Here is a 3,731-nt window from a genome sequence, read left to right on the forward strand (position 1 = left end):
ATCGAGATGCCGTCGACACCCATATGGTAGGAGATGCCGGAATCGAGCCATGCGTATTTTTCCACGAACTGGAAGCCGGCCTGCGAATTGTCGAAGCCGGTCCAGATGAACAGCGACACCACGAAGGTGAACGCCGTGGTTATGAACGCGATGGCGCGGATGTTGCGGAGTGCGTTTTCGCTGTCATCGTTGATGAACAGGATCAGCAGCACACCAACCAGCGGCAGGAAGGTGACCAGCGAGAGGATTGGCCAGGCGGTCATCAGAGCATCATCCAGGTGACGAGTGCGGCAACGCCGATCAGCATGGCGAAGGCATAGTGGTAGAGGTAGCCGGTCTGCAGCTTGACGACGCGGTTGGTGACATCGACGACGCGCGCCGAGATACCGTCAGGCCCAAGCCCGTCGATGACGGTGCCATCGCCGGTCTTCCAAAGGAAATGACCGAGGCGCTTGGCGGGCCGCACGAACAGGAAATCGTAGAGCTCGTCGAAATACCACTTGTTGAGCAGGAAGGCGTAGAGCCCGCGGTGCTGCGCGGCGAGATTGACCGGCATTTCCGGCGAGCGGATGTAGAACTTCCAGGCCACCAGCAGACCGATCAGCATCGCGACGAACGGCGACAGTTCGACCCAAAGCGGCGATTCATGGATCTCGTGCAGGATGTGGTTATCGGGCAGCGTGAACAGCGAAGCCTTCCAGAACGCTTCGTAGCCCTCGCCGATGAAGGAGTTGTGGAAGATGATGCCGGCAAACAACGCGCCGGCGGCCAGGATGAACAGCGGCACCAGCATGACCGGCGGCGATTCATGGACGTGGTGCATGACGTCATGGCTCGCTCGCGGCTTGCCGTGGAAAGTCATGAAGATCAGCCGCCAAGAGTAGAAGGAGGTGAAGCAGGCGGCGATCACCAGCAGCACGAAGGCAAGGCCCGCGACCGCATTATGGCCGACGAAGGCGCTCTCGATAATGGCGTCCTTGGAGAAGAAGCCGGCGGTGCCGATGACGGTCACCGGGATGCCGACGCCGGTCAGCGCCAGCGTGCCGATCACCATCATCCAGTAGGTGGTCGGGATCAGCTTCCTGAGGCCGCCCATCTTGCGCATGTCCTGCTCGTCGGAAACGGCGTGGATGACCGAGCCGGATCCCAGGAACAGCAGCGCCTTGAAGAAGGCGTGCGTGAACAGGTGGAAGATCGCCGCGCCATAGGCGCCGACGCCCAGCGCCACGAACATGTAGCCGAGCTGCGAGCAGGTCGAATAGGCGATGACGCGCTTGATGTCGTTCTGCACCAGCCCGACGGTCGCCGCGAAGAAGGCGGTGAAGGCGCCGATGAAAGTGACCACCGTCAGCGCCGAATGCGACAGCTCGAACAGCGGCGACAGACGCGCCAGCATGAACACGCCGGCGGTCACCATGGTCGCGGCATGGATGAGCGCGGAGACAGGCGTCGGGCCTTCCATGGCGTCGGGCAGCCAGGTGTGCAGCGGCACCTGAGCCGACTTGCCCATGGCGCCCATGAACAGCAGCAGGCAGACGACGGTCATTGCCGCCTGCTTGTCGAGCGCATGACCGAGGAAGGTCAGGACCGCCGCGCCCTGCGGCGCGCCTTCGGCCGGGACGAACGTCGCCGCATTGGCGAAGATGGTGCTCAGATTGACCGAGCCGAACAGCACGAACACGCCGAAAATGCCGAGCGCGAAGCCGAAATCGCCGACGCGGTTGACGACGAAGGCCTTGATGGCGGCGGCGTTGGCGGACGGCTTCTTGTACCAGAAGCCGATCAGCAGGTAGGACGCCAGGCCCACCCCTTCCCAGCCGAAGAACATCTGCACGAGGTTGTCGGCGGTCACCAGCATCAGCATGGCGAAGGTGAACAACGACAGATAGGCAAAGAAGCGCGGCCGGTTCGGATCGTGGTGCATGTAGCCGATCGAATAGATATGGACCAGCGCCGAGACGGTGTTGACCACCACCAGCATCACCACGGTCAGCGTGTCGATCCGCAGCGCCCAGGAGACGTCGAGCCCGCCGGACTGGATCCAGTGCAGCACCGGCACGGTGAACACCTCGCCATGACCGAAAGCCACGGTAAAGAAGGCGACCCACGACAGAACGGCCGAGATCACCAGGAAACCCGACGTGATGTACTCCGATGCCTTGGCGCCCAGCGAATTGCCGAACAGGCCGACGATCAGGAAGCCGAGAAGCGGAAGGAAGACGATCGCTTGATACATAATAGCCCCGTCAACCCTTCATCATGTTCACGTCTTCGACCGCGATCGAGCCGCGGTTGCGGAAGAAGACGACGAGAATGGCAAGTCCGATCGCGGCTTCGGCCGCCGCGACCGTCAGCACGAACAGGGCGAACACCTGGCCGACCAGATCGCCGAGCGCCGCCGAGAAGGCGACGAAATTGATGTTGACCGCGAGCAGGATCAGTTCGACCGACATCAGGATGACGATCACGTTCTTGCGGTTCAGGAAGATACCGAACACGCCGAGCGTGAACAGGATCGCCGATACGGTCAGATAATGTGCGATGCCGACGACCATCTCAGACTCCTTCGCCCGACTTGACCTTGCGGATTTCCATGCCGGTTGCCGGCGTACGGCCGACCTGGGCTGCGATCGACTGCCGCTTGACCCCTTCCTTGTGGCGCAGCGTCAGCACGATGGCGCCGATCATGGCGACCAGCAGCACGAGGCCCGAAATCTGGAAGTAGTAGAGGTAGTCGGTATAGAGGATGTCGCCGAGCGCGGCGGTGTTGGAGCGCGCGGCGAGATCGGGAATTGGCTTGGCGACCGTCGAGGCGAGCTTGGGCGCGAAGGTGTAGCCGCCCAGCACGACGATCAGTTCCGCCGCCAGGATCAGCCCGACCAGCGCGCCGATCGGCGCGTATTGCAAGGCGCCGCTCTTCAATTCGGCGAAGTCGACGTCGAGCATCATGACGACGAACAGGAACAGCACCATGACCGCGCCGACATAGACGACGAGCAGGATCATCGCCAGGAACTCGGCGCCCGTCAGCATGAACAGGCCTGCGGCGTTGAAGAAGGTCAGGATCAGGAACAGCACCGAATGCACGGGGTTGCGCGACGAAATGACCATGAACGCCGATGCCACGGCGACAAAGGCGAAGAGGTAGAAGAAGGCCGCCTCTAGTCCACTCAGCATTGGGGATCCCCCGGGTTCCAAATTCCGACTCCGACCCGCCTCCGGTTCGAAATCGCGTGTTCCTTAGACGGGCGACGTTGCGCCGTCCACTTTCTTGTTCCTTCTCCCCGATTACGGGGAGAAGGACGTCAATCACCTGTACGGCGCGTCCAGCGAGATGTTGCGCGCCAGTTCGCGCTCCCACCGGTCGCCATTCGCCAGCAGCTTGTCCTTGTCGTAGTAGAGTTCTTCGCGGGTCTCCGTCGCGAACTCGAAATTCGGCCCCTCGACGATGGCGTCGACCGGGCAGGCTTCCTGGCAGAAGCCGCAATAGATGCACTTCACCATGTCGATGTCGTAACGCACCGTGCGGCGCGTGCCGTCATTGCGGCGCGGACCGGCCTCGATGGTGATGGCCTGCGCCGGGCAGATCGCCTCGCACAGCTTGCAGGCGATGCAGCGTTCCTCGCCATTGGGATAGCGGCGCAGCGCGTGTTCGCCACGGAAGCGCGGGCTGGTCGGCCCCTTCTCGTGCGGATAGTTGATCGTCTCCTTCGGCGCGAAGAACTGGCGCA

The 3,731-nt window shown here is 62.4% G+C and carries 4 protein-coding genes and 1 pseudogene; all 5 read right to left on the reverse strand.

Annotated features, from left to right (window positions below; translation table 11 throughout):
- Window positions 1-263, reverse strand: a pseudogene (locus J0I79_RS34295) (NADH-quinone oxidoreductase subunit M); the annotation flags it as partial.
- Window positions 263-2,236: an NADH-quinone oxidoreductase subunit L gene (gene nuoL / locus J0I79_RS34300; RefSeq protein ID WP_292870386.1), complete on the reverse strand. Its 1,974-nt coding sequence runs from the start codon at window positions 2,234-2,236 to the stop codon at window positions 263-265. The pseudogene J0I79_RS34295 and the gene nuoL, both read right to left, overlap by 1 nt.
- 10 nt (window positions 2,237-2,246) lie before the next feature.
- The gene (gene nuoK, locus J0I79_RS34305; RefSeq protein WP_019858930.1) at window positions 2,247-2,555 is read right to left on the reverse strand and encodes an NADH-quinone oxidoreductase subunit NuoK; all 309 of its coding nucleotides are present in this window, start codon (window positions 2,553-2,555) and stop codon (window positions 2,247-2,249) included.
- 1 nt (window position 2,556) lies between these two features.
- Entirely contained in the window at window positions 2,557-3,177 is a 621-nt protein-coding gene (locus tag J0I79_RS34310; RefSeq protein ID WP_292870391.1) for an NADH-quinone oxidoreductase subunit J, read from the reverse strand.
- 132 nt (window positions 3,178-3,309) lie between these two features.
- Window positions 3,310-3,731 (reverse strand): NADH-quinone oxidoreductase subunit NuoI (gene nuoI, locus J0I79_RS34315; protein WP_292870394.1); only part of this gene is annotated, 422 nt, incomplete at its 5' end.

This window comes from Mesorhizobium sp. (assembly GCF_017306585.1).
Taxonomy (GTDB): domain Bacteria; phylum Pseudomonadota; class Alphaproteobacteria; order Rhizobiales; family Rhizobiaceae; genus Mesorhizobium.